Consider the following 17,510-nt stretch of genomic DNA (forward strand, 5'->3'; position numbering starts at 1 on the left):
ATCTCCTTCGCTTCGGGGTCCAGGGGGCTCGTCCTGCCGCGCTCGCGGGTCAGCCCGCGTACCCCGGGGTGAACGACACCGGCAGCGCCACCAACCCGCGCACCCAGGCCGACGGCCGCCACACCAGCGCGTGCTCGGCCACCGCCAGCCGCAGGTCCGGCAGCCGGTCCAGCAGCACCTCGACCGCCGTCGTCGCGATCACCTCGGCCGCCTCCTGGGCCGGGAACGGGCAGCCGTGCTCGCCGTACGAGTAGCTCAGGTACGCCCGGTTGCCCTCGGCCGGGCGCCCGTCCGGCCGGCGCACCGACGGGTCCGCGTTGGCGCCCGCGAAGCCCAGCAGCAGCATGTCCCCGGCGGCGATCCGCTGCCCGCCGAGCCGGGTGTCCCGCACCGCCCAGCGGCCGGCGAAGATCTGCGTCGGGGTGTCCTCCCAGAGCGCCTCGTTCAGCGCCTGGCTGATGCTGCGCCGCCCGCCGGACAGCGAGGCGGCGAACCGCTCGTCGGTCAGCATCAGCCGCAGCGCGTTGGAGACCCAGTACGAGGACGGCTGGTGACCGGCGATCAGCAGCACCCGCAGGTCCCGCATGACCTCCTCGTGGGTCAGGCCGGCCGGGTGCGCCAGCATCCGCGAGGCGATGTCGTCGCCCGGGTACCGGACCTTCTCCTCCACCAGCTCCAGCATCACCGCGAGCAGCCGCTGCGCGCCGGCCGGCGCGTCCGGACCGCCGTCCAGCATGGTCAGCAGGCTCTCGATGAGCACCGGCGCCCGTTCCTCGCTCAGCCCGAGCACCCGGCAGAGCACCAGCAGCGGCAGCCGGTGCGCGTACTCCGCGACCAGGTCCGCCTCGCCGCGGCCGGCGAACCCGTCGATCAGGCGGTCGGCCAGCTCCTCGCAGTGCTTGCGCAGCTCGTACGGGTCCACGGCGGCCAGCGCGTCGGTGACCGCCTTCGAGCGCCGGACGTGCTCCTCGCCCTCGGTGTAGAGGATCGACGGCACCGGGGCCATCATCGGCTTCAGCGGCCAGTCCTCCGGGATCGCCGACCAGCCCGTCCAGCGGGCGGAGTCCCGGCCGAACAGCTGCGGCTGACCGGTCACCAGCTGGAGTTCGCGGTAGCCGATCACCAGCCAGGCCGGCACGCCGCCGGCCAGCTCGACCGGGGCGACCGGGCCGTGGGCGGCCCGCATCTCGCGGTAGACCTGGGAGGGGTCGGTCTGGAAGCGCGGCCCGTACAGCGGGACGGCACCGGCGTGCGCCGGGCAGCCCGGCGGCGGGGTGGCGGCGGGCTCGGTCACGGGGTGCTCTCCTCAAGGACGTCACGGACGGGGTCGGCCGCGCCGGCGGCGGGGGCGCCCGCCGCCCCGGCCTCGACCCGGGCGGTCAGATGGCGGACCAGCTCGATCAGCACCCGCTTGCCGGACGCCCGGTCGCGGGCGTCGCAGTCCAGCAGCGGCACCCCGGGCGACAGGTCGAGCGCCTCGCGGACCTGCGCCAGGGTGTGGGTCGGCTCGCCGAAGTTGTTGCGGGCGACGACGAACGGGGTGCCGTGGTGCTCCAGCCGGTCGATGGCGTACCAGGAGTCCTCCAGCCGCCGGGTGTCCACCAGCACGACCGCGCCCAGGGCGCCGGTGAACAGCCGGTCCCAGAGGAACCAGAACCGCTCCTGTCCCGGCGCGCCGAACAGGTACAGCACCTGGCTGGCGGAGAGGGTGATCCGGCCGAAGTCGAAGGCCACCGTGGTCGACCGCTTGCCCCAGGCGCCGGCGGGGTCGTCGATCCCCTCACCGGCCCTGGTCATGATCTCCTCGGTGTTCAGCGGACGGATCTCGCTGACCGCGCCGACCAGGGTGGTCTTGCCCACGCCGAAACCGCCGACCACGACGATCTTCAGCGCGTTGTCGGCGGTGCGGCGCAGCGGCGTGCGCCCGGTCCCCGGCACGTCCCGGCCCTCAGAGCTGTTGGAGTCCATGCAGTACCTGCTTCAGCGTGTCGAGATCGGGCAGCCGGGCCCTGGTCGGTGCGAACCGGGGGTGGCGGGCGGTGATCGACCCGGCCTCCAGCAGGTCGCCGAGGAGGATCTTCACCACCGACACCGGCAGCGCCAGCTCGGCGGCGAGCTCCACCACGGCGGTCGGCGCCTCGCACATCCGCAGGATGCGCGCGTGCTCCGACTGCATGCCCGACGCCGGCGCCTGCTCGGCGACGATCAGCGTGACCAGGTCGAAGGCGTTCTCCGGGGCCCGGCTGCGGCCCCTGGTGATGGTGTACAGGCGGTCCGGGTCGTCGTCCCGGCCCGGCACGACCGGACGCCCGTCGGTGTTCCCCCCGCCCCCGCTCATGCCCGGGCGCTCCCGTCGGCGGCCGGGGCCCCGGCGCCCGCGCCGTCCTCCCGGGCCGGGGCGCTGAGGTGGACGCCGATCTGCTCGATCAGCCCGTGCATGTTGTGGCCGACCACGCCCACGTCGGCGTCCTCGTCGGTGACCACGGCGAGGTGGGCGCCCTCGCCGGCCGCGACGATGCACAGCACGCCGCCGTGGAACTCGGTCATCGACTGCCGCACCCCGCCGGTGCCGTCGCCGAACTCGATGGAGGCGCCGTGCGCCAGGCTCTGCAGGCCGGAGGCGATGGCGGCGAGCTGGTCGGCCCGGTCGTTGCCGAGGCCGGCGGTGTGGCAGAGCTTGAGGCCGTCGGCGGAGAGCACCAGGGCGTGCCGGGTGCCGGGCGTGTTGGTCAGCAGGTTCTCCAACAGCCAGTCGAGGTCGCGGTCGGTGGCACTGCTCATCGGGAGTCCTTCTCGGTGACGGGGGATACGTCGGACGCGGGGTCGGTGGCGGACCGGGTGCCCGGGGTGTCCTCGGCCGGGGCGGTGTCCCCGGCCGGCGGACGGTCCGCGGCCGGCCGGGCGGCCCGGCGGAAGGCGCCGAACCGGGCGGCGGCGTCCGCCGCGCCGGGGCGGGCGGGCCGCTCGGCCGGGGCTGCCGCGGGGGCGGCCGAGCCGAGCGTCTGACCGCGGCGGCGCTGCGGCAGTCCGCTGTCCGTCACCGGCGCGGCGGGAACGGCGGACGCCGGACGGGCGGGGGTGAGCGCGGGGCGCGCGGCGCCCGGGACGGGCCGGGCGGTCCGCTCGGCGGGTGCGGAAACGGCCGCCGGGTCGGGCGCGGGGTGGGTGATCAGCTGCTGCGGGATCAGCATCACCACGCCGGTACCGCCGCGCGCCGAGGGCCGGAAGGAGATCTGCAGCCCGTGCTTGCGGGCCAGCACGCCGACCACCGCGAGGCCGATCCGGGTGCCCGCCGACAGCGTGGTGAGGTCCAGCGGCTCGGCCGAGACGGCCCGTTCGGCGCGGCGCAGCCAGCTGTCGCTCAGGCCCAGGCCGCTGTCCTCGACGGTGATCGCCAGACCGGCCGGCACCTCCTCGACGTAGACGTGCACCTCGGCCGGCGGGGCGGAGAAGGTGGCCGCGTTGTCCAGCAGTTCGGCCAGCGCGTGCATCACGCCCTCGGCGGCGAACCCGGCCACCGCGGCGGTGCTCGCGCTGTGCAGCCGCACCCGCTGGTAGGCCCCGATCCGGCCGAGCGCGCCGCGCAGCACCGACTCCACCGGGATCGGCTTGCCCCAGCGCCGGCCGGAGCGGGCGCCGGTGAGCACCGCGATGCTGTCGGCCATCCGGCCGGCCTGGGCGGTGGAGTGGTCCAGGCTCAGCAGATCGCCGAGGACCTCCTCGTCGTGCCGGTGCTGCATCTCGCGCAGCTCCGCGTGCATGCTCGTGGCGAGCGCCTGGACCCGGCCGGCGGCGGTCGCGCAGACCGCCAGCGCGGCGGCCCGCAGCTTCTCGCCGCGGCCGATCTCCTCGGCGACGGCGCGCAGCAGCGCGCGCTGGGGGTGCTCGCGGTGGGCGGCCAGCGCGCCGTCCACGGTCGCGCCGCCGCGCAGCCGCTTCACCAGCTCGGGCAGCACCTCGTCGGCCAGCCGGTCCAGGGCGGCCCGCTCGGCGCGCTCCGCCTCGGCCTCCGCCCGGGCCCGGGCCGCCTCCGCACGGGCGGCGGTGACCTCCTCCTCGGCGCGCCCGAGCGCGGTGCGCGCCTCGTCCCGCTCGGCCTCCGCGGCGGCGGCCCGCGCCTTGGCGGCCGTCTCGGCCTGCTTGGCCGCGCCGGCGACGACCAGCGCCGTCATGGCCTCCTCGTCGTTCCCGGCCAGCTCGGTCTCCAGCCGCCGGGCCCGCTCGGTGGCGCTCCCGGCCTGCCAGACGGCGATCAGCCAGAGCGCCGTGACCGCCGCCACGGCGCCCGCGGTCAGCGGCTGGCCGGCGTCGATCGCCCGCGTGACCCCGACCGGCCCGGCCACCGCCGCCAGCAGGGCGGCCGCCGCCGTCAGGGCCTTGGTGCGCACATCGGGTCGACGGCGCGGCCCGCCGTCGGGGCTGGTGGGTCCTGTCATCGGTGCGGTGTCCTCGGCAGAAGTCGGGCGAATGCGCGACCGCCCGGCCGACGTCGTGGAACGTCTCCGGGCGGTGTTTCGGTTCACGCAGTCGGCCGATCATATCCATTCAGACGGTGCTCTCAACCGACAAGTTGACGGTCAGTCTCCTCCCGCAACGCTCCGTATACCACTTCACCCCGTTCCCGGCACCCCGCCGCCACCCTCGGTCACCCCGCACGCGAAAGGCGGGGCGAGGACGTCGTGTCCTCGCCCCGCCTTCAGCGGTGGCTCACCTCATCCGCGAGGTGCGGGCCGTGCTCAGCTGCAGCCGCTGGTGGAGCCGCAGCCCTCGCAGAGGTAGCAGCTGCCGGCGCGGCGCATCTTGGTGCCGCAGGAGAAGCAGAGCGGCGCGTCGGCGTTCAGGCCCAGCTGGATCTCGATCAGCTCGGTCGAGTTGTGGGCCTGGGCCGGGGTGGCCTTCGGGGCCGGGGCCGGGACGGCGGCCGGCCTGGCCGGCGCGACCGGGGCGGACTGGGCGAGCGTCTCGGTGTCCAGCTCCTCCTCGGCCTCCAGCGGCTCGTAGGAGCCGGTCTCCAGGTGGCGCTGGCGCTCCTCGACGGAGTGGATGCCGAGCGCCGAGCGGGTCTCGAACGGCAGGAAGTCCAGCGCCAGGCGGCGGAAGATGTAGTCGACGATCGACTGCGCCATCCGCACGTCCGGGTCGTCGGTCAGACCGGCCGGCTCGAAGCGCATGTTGGTGAACTTCGCGACGTAGGTCTCCAGCGGCACGCCGTACTGGAGGCCGACCGAGACGGCGATGGAGAAGGCGTCCATCATGCCCGCGAGGGTCGAGCCCTGCTTGGACATCTTCAGGAAGACCTCGCCGAGGCCGTCGTCCGGGTAGGAGTTGGCGGTCATGTAGCCCTCGGCGCCACCGACCGTGAAGGAGGTGGTGATGCCCGGACGGCCCTTGGGCAGGCGCTTGCGGACCGGGCGGTACTCGACGACCTTCTCGACCGCGGCCGGGGCCTCGTCGGCCTTCTTCTCCTCGTCCTTCTTCTTGGCCGAGAGCGGCTGGCCGACCTTCGAGTTCTCGCGGTAGATGGCGAGCGCCTTGACGCCCGTCTTCCACGCCTCGAAGTAGATCTCCTCGACGTCCTCGACGGTCGCGGAGGCCGGCATGTTCACCGTCTTGGAGATGGCGCCGGAGATCCACGGCTGGATCGCGGCCATCATCCGGACGTGGCCCATCGGGGAGATGGAGCGCTCGCCCATGGCGCAGTCGAAGACCTCGTAGTGCTCGGCCCTCAGGCCCGGCGCGTCGACCACGTTGCCGTGCTCGGCGATGTGGGCGACGACCGCCTCGATCTGCTCGTCCTGGTAGCCGAGACGCTTCAGGGCGCGCGGGACGGTGCCGTTGACGATCTGCATCGACCCGCCGCCGACCAGCTTCTTGAACTTGACCAGCGCCAGGTCCGGCTCCACGCCGGTGGTGTCGCAGTCCATCATCAGGCCGATGGTGCCGGTCGGGGCGAGCACCGACGCCTGGGCGTTGCGGAAGCCGTTCTGCGCGCCCACCCGGAGCACGTCGTTCCAGGCCTCGGTGGCCGCGGCCCAGACCGGGGCGTCCAGGTCGTCGAAGGAGACGGCGGCCCTGGAGGCGTCCGCGTGCTGCTTCATGACCCGCTGGTGCGGGGCGGCGTTGCGGGCGTAGCCGTCGTACGGGCCGACCACGCCGGCGAGCTCGGCACCGCGGCGGTAGGCGGTGCCGGTCATCAGCGAGGTGATGGCGCCCGCCAGGGCGCGGCCGCCCTCGCTGTCGTAGGCGTGGCCGGTGGCCATCAGCAGGGCGCCGAGGTTGGCGTAGCCGATGCCCAGCTGGCGGTAGGCGCGGGTGGTCTCGCCGATCTTCTGGGTCGGGAAGTCCGCGAAGCAGATGGAGATGTCCATCGCGGTGATGACCAGCTCGACGACCTTGGCGAAGGTCTCGGCGTCGAAGGAGTCGTCGTCGCGGAGGAACTTCATCAGGTTGAGCGAGGCGAGGTTGCAGCTGGAGTTGTCCAGGTGCATGTACTCGGAGCAGGGGTTGGACGCGTTGATCCGGCCGGACTCCGGGCAGGTGTGCCAGTGGTTGATGACCGAGTCGTACTGGATGCCGGGGTCGGCGCAGGCCCAGGCGGCCTCGGCCATCTTGCGGAAGAGCTTCTTCGCGTCGACGGTCTCGATGACCTCGCCGGTCATCCGGGCGCGCAGGCCGAATTCGGTGCCGTTCTCGACGGCGGTCATGAATTCGTCGCTGACCCGGACCGAGTTGTTGGCGTTCTGGTACTGGACGGAGGTGATGTCGTCCCCGCCGAGGTCCATGTCGAAGCCCGCGTCGCGCAGGGCGCGGATCTTCTCCTCCTCCTTCACCTTGGTCTCGATGAAGGCCTCGACGTCCGGGTGGTCGACGTCGAGGACGACCATCTTCGCCGCGCGGCGGGTGGCGCCGCCGGACTTGATGGTGCCGGCCGAGGCGTCGGCGCCGCGCATGAAGGAGACCGGACCGGAGGCGTTGCCGCCGGAGGACAGCAGCTCCTTGCTGGAACGGATCCGGGAGAGGTTCAGGCCGGCGCCGGAGCCGCCCTTGAAGATCATGCCCTCTTCCTTGTACCAGTCGAGGATCGACTCCATGGAGTCGTCGACGGCCAGGATGAAGCAGGCGGAGACCTGCTGGGGCTGCTTGGTGCCGACGTTGAACCAGACCGGCGAGTTGAAGCTGAACACCTGGTGGAGGAGGGCGTGGGTCAGCTCGTGCTCGAACACCTCGGCGTCGTCCGCGGTCGCGAAGTAGCCGTTCTTCTCACCGGCGGCGCGGTAGGTGAGCACCACGCGGTCGATGATCTGCTTGAGGCTCCACTCGCGCTGCGGGGTGCCGACGGCGCCGCGGAAGTACTTGGACGTGACGATGTTGACGGCGTTCACCGACCAGAAGTCGGGGAACTCGACGCCGCGCTGCTCGAAGTTGATCGAACCGTCGCGCCAGTTGGTCATGACGACGTCGCGCCGCTCCCAGCGGACCTCGTCGTAAGGGTGCACGCCAGGAGTGGTGTAGATGCGCCCGATCTTCAGGCCGCCCTTGGGGGCCTTGCCGGCGCCGCCCTTGGCCGCGGCCTTCTCGGACTTCGACCCGCGTGCGGAACCGCTCGTGGTGTCTGTCACTTCTGTTCCTCCTCCTGGTTGGGCAAACGCCCGAAGTGCCCTGAAAAGTCCGGGCACGGCTGGTTCGCTCTTCCGGTGTGCGGGCAGGCGGGAGTCCTCGCCGGCCACGCACGGTTTGTCATGGTCTGTGCGCCGTTTTCGGGCACACGTCGGCCCTTGCGGGGGCCGTGGGTGCTGCCGACCCCGGAAGGGGCCGGTGAAGGGGCCGGGCCGGTTAGGGCGCGGCGGCGGCGACGGACACGGGGGTGCCGTCCGCCTCGGGGGCGGGCCGCTCGGCGCGGAGTTCCGCGATGGCGGCCTCGAAGTCCTCCAGCCCGTCGTACGCCTGGTAGACGCTGGCGAAGCGCAGGTAGGCGACGACGTCGAGTTCCTTCAACGGGCCGAGTATGGCCAGCCCGACGTCATGGGTGGTGAGCTCGGCGTTGCCGGTGGCCCGCACGCACTCCTCGACCCGCTGGCCGAGCTGGGCGAGGGCGTCCTCGGTGACCGGGCGGCCCTGGCAGGCCTTGCGGACGCCGGAGATGACCTTCTCCCGGGAGAACGGCTCGGTGACGCCGCTGCGCTTGATGACCATCAGGGCGGCCGTCTCCACCGTGGTGAAGCGGCGGCCGCAGTCCGGGCACTGCCGACGACGGCGGATGCAGCTGCCGTCCTCGGTGGTCCGGCTGTCGACGACGCGGCTGTCGGAGTGCCGGCAGAAGGGGCAGTGCACCTGAGGATCCCTCCCTGGCAGGACGTGCGGACTGGTCGAGTCTATGCGATCCGGGGGCGCTGGTAGCAACCCGATCTTGAGGCCTCGACCACAAGTACTGGGCCACGGAGAGGACTCTAACCACTACATCTAGGTTCGTGGCGGAAGCGGAGGCGCGGGCGTGTCGGCGCGGACTAGGATTCCCGGGTCACCTTCGGATCGAACATTTAATCGATGTACAACAAAGCCTTGATCGAGTCAGCCAACTCCCGAATAATTCACTCGAACGTGTGTTTGGCGCAACCTTTCGATACGAGGTGCGTTGGGCTGGAAAAAGGAGAGGACAGCCGTCGAGAGGGGCCGCCGTGAACACCGTCGAAAGCAACACCATCCCGGTGCAGGAACACTCCCAGCTCAAGGTGGGGCAGCGCACCACGAATCAGCAGAGTGTGGACATCCCCATGGACCGTAGCGAAGACCACCGACCCCCGGGCCCGGGCCTTTCCGGCGTCGGCCGCGTTCCGGACCAGCCCATCGAGCATTCCCCCGCGCTGGACGACGCCCACCCCGCCCCGACCCGTTCGGCGCCGGGCCGCCCGCCCGGCATCCGCACCGACGAGGCCGGCCTCACCGAGCGCCAGCGCCGGGTGATCGAGGTCATCCGGGATTCGGTGCAGCGGCGCGGCTACCCGCCGTCCATGCGCGAGATCGGCCAGGCCGTCGGCCTGTCCAGCACCTCCTCGGTGGCCCACCAGCTGATGGCGCTGGAGCGCAAGGGCTTCCTGCGGCGGGACCCGCACCGCCCGCGCGCCTACGAGGTCCGCGGCGTCGAGGTGGCCCGGCCGAACACCGCCGAGACCGCCGGCCGCCCCTCCACCTCGTACGTGCCGCTGGTCGGCCGGATCGCCGCCGGCGGGCCGATCCTGGCCGAGCAGACGGTGGAGGACGTCTTCCCGCTGCCGCGCCAGCTGGTCGGCGAGGGCGAGCTGTTCGCGCTCACCGTGCGCGGCGACTCGATGATCGAGGCGGCGATCTGCGACGGCGACTGGGTCACCGTCCGCCGCCAGCCGGTCGCCGAGAACGGCGACATCGTGGCCGCGATGATCGACGGCGAGGCCACCGTCAAGCGCCTCAAGCGCGAGGACGGCAGGATCTGGCTGATGCCGCACAACCCGGCCTACGAGCCGATCAACGGCGACAACGCGACCATCCTGGGCAAGGTCGTGGCGGTCCTCCGCCGGCTCTGACGCCCGCCCCGTCACCCGCTCCCCCATCCCCGGCACCCCCGGCGTCCGGCCCGCAGGAAGGGGCTCCCCGCACACCGCGCGGAGCCCCTCCGGCCTGCCCTCAGCCCCGCTTCACCACCGGCCGCACCGGCGCCGCCGAGGCGTCGATGGCCGCCAGCGAGCGACGCACCTGGTTGCGGTCGGTGGTGTACCAGAACTCCGGCATCGAGGAACGGAAGAAGCCGCCGTACCGCTTGGTCTCCACCCGCGGGTCGAGCACCGCCACCACGCCCCGGTCGTCCGCGGCGCGCACCAGCCGGCCCGCGCCCTGCGCCATCAGCAGCGCCGCGTGGGTCGCCGCGACGGCCATGAAGCCGTTCCCGCCGCGCTGTTCGACGTCCTTCTGCCGGGCGCTCATCAGCGGGTCGTCCGGACGCGGGAACGGGATCCGGTCCATCACCACCAGCTGGCAGGCCGACCCGGGCACGTCCACGCCCTGCCAGAGCGAGAGCGTGCCGAACAGACAGGTACTCGCGTCCGAGGCGAACTCGCGGATCAACTCGCCCAGGGTGTCCTCCCCCTGGAGCAGGATCCGCTGGTCCAGCCGCTCGCGCATCGCCTCGGCGGCCGCCTGGGCGCCGCGCATCGAGGAGAAGAGGCCGAGCGTACGCCCGCCCGCCGCGCCGATCAGCTCCTCCAGCTCGTCCAGCATGTCCGGCCGTTCGGGATCCCGCCCGGGATCGGCCAGGTGCCTGGCGACGTACAGGATGCCCTGCTTCGGGTACTTGAACGGCGAGCCGACGTCGATCCCCCGCCAGTGCGGCACCGGCTCGTCGCCGAAGCCCGCGCCCGCCGCCTCCGGGGTGTCGCCCGGGGTGCGGACGTCCGGCAGCCGGGTCTCGGAGGGCAGGCCGACCGAGGCGGCCACGCCGTTGAAGTCCCCGCCGAGCTTGAGGGTGGCCGAGGTGAGCACCACCGAGCGCTCCTTGTACAGCCCCTCGCGCAGCAGCCCGGAGACGCTCAGCGGGGCGACCCGCAGCGAGGCGGTGCCCAGCCCGTAGCGGTCGCTGCGCTCGATCCAGACCACGTCGTACTCGGAGTCCTGGAGCAGCCGGTCGGCCGTCTCGTGCAGCGCCTCGGCGGAGGCCATCGCCTGCTTGCGGACGGCGTCCTCGTCGCTGAGCCCCTTGTCCCTGGTCTCGCCGAGCGAGGTGATCACCTGGCGGGCGGCGTCCCGGATCGCGGTGACGGCGTACCCCAGGTACTCGGGCAGCTCCTCGACCCGGCCGGGCTGGGCGGTCTCCATCAGGCCGTGGTAGTTCTCGGCGGCGGCCTGCAGCGCGTCCACGGCCTTCTCGTTGGCGAGCCGCGCGGCCCGCTTGACCGCCCGGTTCACGGCGCCGACGGTCAGCTCGGCGGTGGCCGCCCCGGTGACCCGGTTGACCAGTTCGTGGGCCTCGTCGATGATCAGCAGCCCGTGCTCGGGCAGCACCGGCGCGCCCTCGATCGCGTCGATCGCGAGCATCGCGTGGTTGGTGACCACCACGTCGGCGAGCTTGGCCCGCTCGCGCGCCTTCTCCGCGAAGCACTCCTGCCCGTACGCGCAGCGGGTGGCGCCCAGGCACTCCTTGGAGGTGACCGAGAGCTGCGCCCAGGCGCGGTCGGAGACGCCGGGGGTCATGTCGTCCCGGTCGCCGGTCTCCGTCTCGTCCGCCCAGTCGCGCAGCCGCAGCACCTCCTGGCCGAGCTTGCCGGCCGGCCCGCCCATCGCCTCGACCGGGTCGAACAGGCCCTCGCCCTCCTCGCTCGGGGTGCCCTCGTTCGCCCGGTGCAGGCACAGGTAGTTGGAGCGGCCCTTGAGCATCGCGAACAGCGGGCGGCGCCGCAGCACCGGGTGCAGCGCCTCCACGGTGCGCGGCAAGTCCCGCTCGACGAGCTGGCGTTGGAGCGCCAGGGTGGCGGTGGCGACCACCACGCGGTCCCCGTGCGCGAGCGCCGGCACCAGGTAGGCGAGGGACTTTCCGGTGCCCGTGCCGGCCTGCACCAGCAGGTGCTCGCCGTGGTCGACGGCGTCGGCGACGGCCTCGGCCATCCGGAGCTGGCCGGGGCGCTCGACGCCGCCGACGGCCGCGACCGCGGCGTGCAGCAGCTCGGGGACGCGGGAGCGGGGGACGGCCTCGACCGGGGCGTCCGCGGCGCTCCCGGCCGGCTCGGCGTCCTCGGCGGGGAGCTGGGATTCGGAGTCGTTCGTCATGACCCTCCCACCCTACGGGGCGGGGGTGACAATCCGGTCCCGCCGACCGGGCGGCGGGACCGTCCCGTCGGCGGCGAGCGGGTTGGGCACGGTGCCGTGCCGGGCGGCGTGCGGGCGGTGCGGGCGGTCCCCGTAGCCGTCCAGCAACAGCCGGTTGCGGTTCAGGCAGAGCCGGTCGATCCGCGGCCGGAACAGGTCGAACAGCGCGAACCGGTCGGCGAGTTCCGGGAAGCGCGCCTGGTGGCGCAGCACCTCGGCGCGCAGCAGCGCCCAGAACCGCGCCTCGGCCAGGCCGGTCCGCGCCTCCAGCAGCGGCGCCAGGTAGCGGAACACGCCGATGAACAGCCCCGAGTGCAGGAACTGGCACAGGCCCTGCGGGTCCTCGCGCAGCAGCACCGCGTCCACCTCGGCGGGCAGGCCGCGCAGCTCGGGCAGGTCCTGGTCGCTGAGGTTGACGTCGTCGACGAAGTCCTTGACCGCCAGCCGGACCGGCACGTCCCGCTCGTCGAAGACCACGATGGCGTTCTCGCCGTGCGGGGAGAAGACCAGCCCGTACCGGTAGAGGAAGTGCAGCAGCGGCGGCAGCATCGCGGCGAACAGCCGGGCGGTCCACTCGGCGGGGGCGAGCCCGGAGCGGGCGATCAGCTCGGCGGCGAGCGACCGCCCGTCGGCGCCGGTCTGCAGCAGGGCGGCCAGGGTGCGGGCCCGCTCGCCCGGCTCCAGGGCGGGGCCGAGCGGCTCGCGCCAGATCGCGCCCAGCAGCTCCTTGTACTGGTACGGGGCCTCGGGCAGCTCGCGGTAGAGCGGGTGGTCGACGGTGACCGAGGCGATCTCGCCGAGCAGCACCACCCGGCACTCGTCGCGCAGGAACGGGTCGGCGTCGCGCAGCCCGTGGATCCAGGCGGTGACGGCGGGCGCGGCCAGCGTGCGCTCGGTGGGCAGGCCGCGCCAGACCAGGGTGTTGAGGATGGCCAGCGGCAGCTTGACCGTGCAGCGCTCCGGGCGGCTCTCGTTGAAGAACGAGCGGATCGACTGCTGGGGCAGCCGCAGGTCCCCGTCGGTGCCGAGCGGGACGATCTCGCCGGAGGCGACCCACGGGGCGAACAGCGGCAGCACGGTCTCGTCCCACTGCCAGGGGTGCACCGGCAGCAGCAGGTAGTCGTCGGCGGCGGCGCCGAGCGGGGCGCGCAGCGCCTCCGGGTCGTCCAGCTCGCGGTGGTACAGCTGGTCGGGGTCGGTGAGCCCGGCCACGCCCCGGTACGCGGCGAGCCGGCGGTGGACGGCGATCCAGGGCAGCGGGCGCGGGGTGCGGGCCTCGGGGGCCCAGCGGGCGGCGTCGGCGGCGGAGAAGCCGATCCGGCCCTTGTTGGGGACGATCCACGGGTGGCCGCCCTGCCGGCCCTCCAGCTCGGTGTGGCCGAGGTCGGCGAGCGCGGCGGCGGTGAGCCCGGTGGCGAGCAGGTGGGCGTCGGCGGTCAGCGTGGCGGTGAGTTCGCGCAGCAGGTGGCCGGTGGTCTCGCCGCGCAGGCCCAGGGCGTGCCGGGCGTGCAGGAGGAAGCGCAGCGGGTCGGGGCCCCCGGGCGCGTCGCAGGTGACCGAGCCGGGGTCGACGGACCAGCCGCCGTAGGCGCCGCGCCGGGCGGTGAAGCGGTACTCGGCCCCGGGCAGCCCGAGCGCGTACCCGTCGGCGGCGCCGGTCCCGACGGGGGTGACGAGCTCCTCGTAGGCGAACTCGCCGAGCATCTTGGCCAGCAGCGCGCGGCCGGCCCGCTGCCAGTTCCCGGCGGTGAGCTGCGGCGGCAGGTACAGCGGCGGTTCAGCGGCCGGCGGTTGCGGCACGGGTCGGCTCCTGGGGTCGGGGGAGGGCGGATGCGGGCGTGGCGGCGGGCGCCGGGGCGGGTGCGGGCGCGGACGGCGGCGCGAAGCCGGTCCAGGCGGTGCGCCCGGGCAGCCGGTGGACGGTCCGCCCGGCCACGGCGTTGAGGATCACCGCGGCGCGGTGGGCGCCGAGGCCCAGGTCGGGGGTGCCCACCCCGTGGGTGTGCAGCTCGCCGTTCTGCACGTACAGGCCGCCGGTGACCTCGGGCAGGGTGGCCACCCGGTGGTCGAGGTCGACCCGGTAGCGGCCGGCGGCGTCCCAGTCGACGAGGTGGGCGAGCGGTTCCAGGGCGGCCGGGCGGGCGGCCCGGTAGCCGGTGGCGAGCACCACGGCGTCGGTGCGCAGCACGTGCCCGGTGCCCGAGTCGGTGTGCCGGCAGTCGAGTTCGAATCCCCCGCAGGGCCCGGGGCGGGCGCCGGTGACGGCGGTGCCGGGGGTGATCTCGACCGGCGCGTCACCGACCGGCCGGCCGACGGTGCGCGCGTAGAGGTGGTCGTGGATCTCGGCCAGGGTCTCGGCGGAGGCGGCCTTGTGCAGCTGCCACTGGGCCTCGACCAGGGTGTCCCGCACGGGCCCGGGCAGGCCGTGGAAGTACCGGGTGTAGTCGGGGGTGAAGTGCTCCAGACCGAGCTTGGAGTACTCCATCGGTGCCAGGGCCCTGGTCCGGGTGAGCCAGCGCAGCCGCACGCCGTCGCCGTCGTGGCGGCGCAAGAGGTCGAGGAAGACCTCGGCGCCGGACTGCCCGCTGCCGACGACGGTGATGTCCCGGGCACCGGCCAGGTCCTCGCGCCGGTCCAGGTAGTCGGCGGAGTGGAAGACCCGCGGGTGGCCGCCGAGGGCGGCGAAGGCGGCGGGCCGCACCGGCAGCGTGCCGACGCCGAGCACCACGTTGCGCGCCTCGACCGTGCGCGCCCGCCCGCCGGGGTGCTCGCGCAGCTCGGCCCGGTAGCGGTCGCCGGCCCAGTGCAGCGCGGTGACCTCGGTGCCGAAGCGGCAGTTGGGGAGCCGCTCGGCGGCCCAGCGGCAGTAGTGGTCGTACTCGCGGCGGGTGAGCTGGAAGCGCTCGGTGAAGTAGAACGGGAAGAGCCGGTCCTGCTCGCGCAGGTGGTTGAGGAAGGACCACGGGCTGGTCGGGTCGACCAGCGAGACCAGGTCGGCGAGGAACGGCACCTGCATCCGCGCGCCCTCGACGAGCATGCCGGGGTGCCAGCGGAACTCCGGGCGGCGGTCGCAGAACAGGGTGCGCAGGCCGGGAACGGGATCGGCGAGCGCGGCGAGCGAGAGGTTGAACGGGCCGATGCCGACGCCGAGCAGGTCGTAGGGCCCGGGCGGGGGTGCTGGGGTGTCCATGAGGCGGGTGCAGTCCTAGGCGGGGTGCGGGGTGCGGTCGCGGACCATCAGGGCGGCCCGTTTGCCGGGCAGGTCGAGTTCGCCGGCGAGCCGGAAGCCGGCCCGCCGGAAGGCGCGGACGGAGCGCCGGTTGCGGACGTCGGGTTCGGCCACCACCCGTGCGCAGCGCGGCCGCTCCCGCAGGACGCGGTCGGCCAGCGCGGCGAGCAGGACGGCGCCGAGGCCCCGGCCGCGGCTGGTGGCGGGGCCGAGCAGCAGGTGCAGGCCGGTGTCGTGCGGCCGGGCCGGGTAGTGCGCGGCGAGCGGGTCGAGGTCGGCGCGGTAGACCTCCCAGTAGCTCATCGGGGCGCCGTCGAGCAGGCCGAGACAGGGCAGGCTGTGCCCGTCGCCGTCGAGCTGCCCGCGCAGGTGCCGCTCGGTGACGGCCGGCGGGCCGGCCAGTTCCCAGAAGGCGGCGACCTCGGGGTCGTTCATCCAGCCGGCGAGCAGGCCGAGGTCGGCGGGCAGCCGCACGCCGCGCAGCCGGAACTCCCCGGCCGCGGTGGGCATGGCGCCCCACCGGGCCGGGTCCCGGCCCGCGTCCGGCCCGGCCGTCGGCGCGGTGCCGGTCACGCGCCGGCCACCGGGTTGGGGATGTCGACGTAGACGGACTGGGTGGCGACCGGGCCGACCAGTTCGTCCAGACCCTGGACCCGGGTGAGCAGGTTGGCCTTGCAGGGCAGGGTCGGCGCGTCCAGCAGCAGGCCGGGCAGCGTGGAGCGGGTGGCGGTGGCGGCGGGCCCGGCCAGGAACCGGCGCAGCGCGGCCAGCAGCACGGCCTCGTCGGCGAGTTGCTGGGAGCCGAGCGCGCCGACCAGCCCGAGCACGTGGTTGATGCCCAGGTAGTAGGCGAAGTGGTGGTCGATCACCGGGTCGTCGAGGAAGGTGTCGCTCCGGGTGCCGAGGCCGGGCAGCCGGGCGGTGAGCCGGTCGGTGGCGCTGCGCCGGTAGTAGTAGCCCTGGTTGTCGCGGTAGCGGCCGCCCTCGGGCCAGCCGGCGGCGTCCAGCAGCACCAGGCTGTTCTGCTGGTGGGCCTCCAGGGCGATGCCGGCCGTGCCGTCCAGCCACAGGACGGGCAGCACGACGGCGTCCAGGTAGCGCAGGAACCATTCGGCGGTCACCGTGGGCAGCGGGCGGCCGGTGCGGGCGGCGAGCGAGCGCAGCAGGTCGCCGAGCCGGGACGGGACGGTGTCGCCGCGGGCGCCGTGCGGCCGTTCGGCGGCGAGCCCGGCCACGCAGTAGGCGCGGTCCCCGGGGGCGAAGGGCTGGGCGCGCAGCACGGTGTCCAGGCCGCCCGGGTCGCCGAGGTCCGGGTGGTCGACGCCGATCCAGGCGGGGTCGCGGACGATGTCGAAGCCCGGGTGGGCGGCCCGCCACTCGGCGCCGAGGCCGCTCTCCAGCAGCCGGTGCATCTCCAGGCCCCGGTGGAGCTCCTTGCGCAGGTTCTCCCGGCGGGAGTTGGTGATCCGCAGGCCCAGCGAGAGCTTGAGCATCCAGGGGGTGCCGGGCCGGTAGACGGTGCGCACGGAGGAGGTGGGGTACCAGGGGGCGCCGGCCGGGCCGAGGTCGTGCAGCCGGCCCTCGGCGAACAGGGCGGCGACGGCCGGGCGGTGGGCGAGTTCCCGGGCCTGCCAGGGGTGCAGTGGCAGGGCGGCGGTGCCGGGCGGCAGCAGGGCGGGGTCGTCGAGCAGCCCGGCGGTGATCCGCTCGGCGCTCCGGGCGACGGCGGAGCCGGCGGCGAGCAGGTCGCGGTCGACGGCGTACCAGTGCAGTTGGAAGGAGCCGTGCAGTTCGGGCGAGTAGGCGGCGCTCTGGGCGGGGCCCAGGCCGTCGCGGCTCTTCGGGGTGGGGTGCAGCGGATGGCCGAGCAGCAGGGACTGCTCGGCGGCGAGGAACTCCGAGCGCTCGGGTCCGCCGGGCACCGGGGCGGTGGCGGCGCGGTGGTGGGCGAGGATGTCGGCGGTGCGGACCACCGAGTCGGCGACCCTGGCGGCGAGGTCGGCGACCTGCCCCGGGTCGGGCCGCTCGGCGGCCGCGGCGGCCAGCAGGGCGGCGGCGGTGACGGCGTCCACCGGGGCTTCGGCGAAGTCCCCGACCGCGTTGGCCTCGCCGGCCGCCAGGCCGGCCGGGCCGAACCGGTGCCAGCCGGCCCGCGACCAGTGCCGGACCGGGGCGGAGAGCCGGGCGGCGCCGCCGAGGACGGCGATCCGCAGGTACCCGTCGGGGCCGGGGACGGCGCCGGTCTCGCGGGCCCAGCAGCGCAGCAGGGCCTCCAGGGCGGCTTGTTCGGCGGCGACGGCCGGGTCCGGGTGGAGCAGCCGGTCGGACCGGGCCGGGGCGGCGGCGGTGGCGGGGCGGCGGGCCGGGAGACGGGGCGGGGCTCCGGTCAGGGCGGTGCTCAATGCTGCTCCTTGAGGCGCGTGGAGTGCCGACGCGCAGGAGGTGGAGGGAA

General features: G+C 74.3%; 13 protein-coding genes. 1 reads left to right on the forward strand and 12 read right to left on the reverse strand.

Going from position 1 to position 17,510, the window contains the following annotated elements:
• Positions 1-49: 49 nt before the first annotated feature.
• The 7 genes from ABT093_RS27590 to nrdR all read right to left on the reverse strand — a co-directional run bounded on the left by ABT093_RS27590 (position 50) and on the right by nrdR (position 8,331).
• Positions 50-1,294 (reverse strand): cytochrome P450, encoded by a 1,245-nt coding sequence (locus ABT093_RS27590; RefSeq protein WP_350569060.1) that lies wholly within the window; start codon positions 1,292-1,294, stop codon positions 50-52.
• Positions 1,291-1,968 (reverse strand): GTP-binding protein, encoded by a 678-nt coding sequence (locus tag ABT093_RS27595; protein WP_350569061.1) that lies wholly within the window; start codon positions 1,966-1,968, stop codon positions 1,291-1,293. Before ABT093_RS27595 ends, ABT093_RS27590 begins: the two co-directional genes overlap by 4 nt.
• Positions 1,949-2,338: a DUF742 domain-containing protein gene (locus ABT093_RS27600; protein ID WP_350569063.1), complete on the reverse strand. Its 390-nt coding sequence runs from the start codon at positions 2,336-2,338 to the stop codon at positions 1,949-1,951. Before ABT093_RS27600 ends, ABT093_RS27595 begins: the two co-directional genes overlap by 20 nt.
• Complete coding sequence (locus ABT093_RS27605; protein ID WP_350569065.1) at positions 2,335-2,781, reverse strand: roadblock/LC7 domain-containing protein; 447 nt, start codon at positions 2,779-2,781, stop codon at positions 2,335-2,337. Before ABT093_RS27605 ends, ABT093_RS27600 begins: the two co-directional genes overlap by 4 nt.
• Positions 2,778-4,436 carry a sensor histidine kinase gene (locus ABT093_RS27610; protein WP_350569066.1) on the reverse strand — a complete coding sequence of 553 codons (1,659 nt, stop codon included), beginning with the start codon at positions 4,434-4,436 and terminating at the stop codon, positions 2,778-2,780. Before ABT093_RS27610 ends, ABT093_RS27605 begins: the two co-directional genes overlap by 4 nt.
• 300 nt (positions 4,437-4,736) lie before the next feature.
• A complete protein-coding gene (locus ABT093_RS27615; RefSeq protein ID WP_350569068.1) occupies positions 4,737-7,619 on the reverse strand; it encodes a vitamin B12-dependent ribonucleotide reductase in 2,883 nt (960 codons plus the stop codon).
• Positions 7,620-7,833: 214 nt separating this feature from the next.
• Positions 7,834-8,331 (reverse strand): transcriptional regulator NrdR, encoded by a 498-nt coding sequence (nrdR, locus tag ABT093_RS27620; protein WP_350569069.1) that lies wholly within the window; start codon positions 8,329-8,331, stop codon positions 7,834-7,836.
• A gap of 344 nt (positions 8,332-8,675) precedes the next feature.
• Here nrdR and lexA point away from each other — a divergent pair, with 344 nt between their 5' ends.
• A complete protein-coding gene (gene lexA, locus ABT093_RS27625) occupies positions 8,676-9,557 on the forward strand; it encodes a transcriptional repressor LexA (protein ID WP_502884330.1) in 882 nt (293 codons plus the stop codon).
• A gap of 100 nt (positions 9,558-9,657) precedes the next feature.
• Here the strand turns inward: lexA and ABT093_RS27630 are convergent, their stop codons facing one another.
• From ABT093_RS27630 to ABT093_RS27650, 5 genes are read right to left on the reverse strand one after another with little or no spacing between them, the layout of a single operon-like run.
• The gene (locus tag ABT093_RS27630; RefSeq protein WP_350569071.1) at positions 9,658-11,790 is read right to left on the reverse strand and encodes an ATP-dependent DNA helicase; all 2,133 of its coding nucleotides are present in this window, start codon (positions 11,788-11,790) and stop codon (positions 9,658-9,660) included.
• A gap of 12 nt (positions 11,791-11,802) precedes the next feature.
• Entirely contained in the window at positions 11,803-13,629 is a 1,827-nt protein-coding gene (locus ABT093_RS27635; RefSeq protein ID WP_350569072.1) for an IucA/IucC family protein, read from the reverse strand.
• The gene (locus ABT093_RS27640) at positions 13,607-15,019 is read right to left on the reverse strand and encodes a lysine N(6)-hydroxylase/L-ornithine N(5)-oxygenase family protein (protein WP_350569073.1); all 1,413 of its coding nucleotides are present in this window, start codon (positions 15,017-15,019) and stop codon (positions 13,607-13,609) included. Before ABT093_RS27640 ends, ABT093_RS27635 begins: the two co-directional genes overlap by 23 nt.
• 15 nt (positions 15,020-15,034) lie before the next feature.
• Positions 15,035-15,736, reverse strand: a complete 702-nt coding sequence (locus tag ABT093_RS27645; protein WP_502884333.1) for a GNAT family N-acetyltransferase — start codon at positions 15,734-15,736, stop codon at positions 15,035-15,037.
• Positions 15,628-17,460, reverse strand: a complete 1,833-nt coding sequence (locus tag ABT093_RS27650; RefSeq protein ID WP_350569077.1) for an IucA/IucC family protein — start codon at positions 17,458-17,460, stop codon at positions 15,628-15,630. Before ABT093_RS27650 ends, ABT093_RS27645 begins: the two co-directional genes overlap by 109 nt.
• Positions 17,461-17,510: the final 50 nt, after the last annotated feature.

The sequence above is a fragment of the Kitasatospora sp. NPDC002551 genome (genome assembly GCF_040296005.1).
In the GTDB taxonomy this organism is placed as follows: domain Bacteria; phylum Actinomycetota; class Actinomycetes; order Streptomycetales; family Streptomycetaceae; genus Kitasatospora.

Bases quoted from the DNA above. Each gene is read 5' to 3' on its own strand.
- ABT093_RS27595 (WP_350569061.1), bottom strand. From the start codon at position 1,968: ATGGACTCCAACAGCTCTGAGGGCCGGGACGTGCCGGGGACCGGGCGC.
- ABT093_RS27600 (WP_350569063.1), bottom strand. From the start codon at position 2,338: ATGAGCGGGGGCGGGGGGAACACCGACGGGCGTCCGGTCGTGCCGGGC.
- ABT093_RS27605 (WP_350569065.1), bottom strand. From the start codon at position 2,781: ATGAGCAGTGCCACCGACCGCGACCTCGACTGGCTGTTGGAGAACCTG.
- ABT093_RS27610 (WP_350569066.1), bottom strand. From the start codon at position 4,436: ATGACAGGACCCACCAGCCCCGACGGCGGGCCGCGCCGTCGACCCGAT.
- ABT093_RS27630 (WP_350569071.1), bottom strand. From the start codon at position 11,790: ATGACGAACGACTCCGAATCCCAGCTCCCCGCCGAGGACGCCGAGCCG.
- ABT093_RS27640 (WP_350569073.1), bottom strand. From the start codon at position 15,019: ATGGACACCCCAGCACCCCCGCCCGGGCCCTACGACCTGCTCGGCGTC.